The organism is Bacteroides sp. 51 (genome assembly GCF_010500965.1).
Lineage (GTDB): Bacteria > Bacteroidota > Bacteroidia > Bacteroidales > Bacteroidaceae > Bacteroides.
The window spans coordinates 1-713 of record NZ_QVMI01000102.1 but is presented as its reverse complement, the minus strand read 5'-3'; the positions used below and the strand labels follow the sequence as shown (position 1 = coordinate 713).

Genomic DNA, 713 nt, shown 5'->3' with positions numbered 1-713 from the left:
CTGCTTGGCCGGACTTTCCCGCGGCGTGTTAGCAAGTGTTTGTGGAGGGTCGTAGACCATTCCCCCACCGAATGGGTTGGAGGTAAAGCGTTTGGAAGAGCGGTTAGAACTACCCAGGGTATAACTCAATGTTACTCCCGCCCGGGTAGGACCGAAATAGTGATAGGTACCCGTGGCAGCCATTTCACTATTGCCCGCTTCGTATTTATCATAATCAAGGTAAGCGTAACCCAGCCCAAGGGTGGCTTCCAGACCCCATCGGGAGTTAAGTTGCCAGCGGTAGCCATAAGAGGCACCGGCTCCCGCCAGCCAACCCTCAAAGCGGTGGGCTCCCATATAACCGGAGAAAAGCAGGTCAGGCAAACGGCTTACATCATAGGTACCGTAATGCGCGTGAAGACCGAAGAAATGTCCTTTGGGTTGTTCCGCCGCCCAGTAACGAAGTTCGGGCTGGAACAGAAGATGTTTCCAGTAACGGTCCGAACCCAGCTTCCAGGGATTATAACTCAGGGGAAGATCTAAAGAAAACTGATCGGAAAGAAGAAACTCAGCACCCAGGTTCAGGGTGGAGGTTACATCATGCAACAGGTTGGTCTTTAAAAGGACCCCTCCCCGGTTCGTATTTTCACCGGTGGATTCCTGCGCATTGCCTTTCACTGAAAATAATAGTAGAAACAGCCCTAGAAGCCATTGTCCTACACTGTATACAAAAA

At 51.3% G+C, this 713-nt stretch carries 1 protein-coding gene; it reads right to left on the bottom strand.

All coding sequences use genetic code 11. The features are described 5' to 3' along the window. On the bottom strand, nt 1-713 hold a 713-nt coding region (locus tag D0T87_RS23710), incomplete at both ends, for a DUF3575 domain-containing protein (RefSeq protein WP_239063883.1).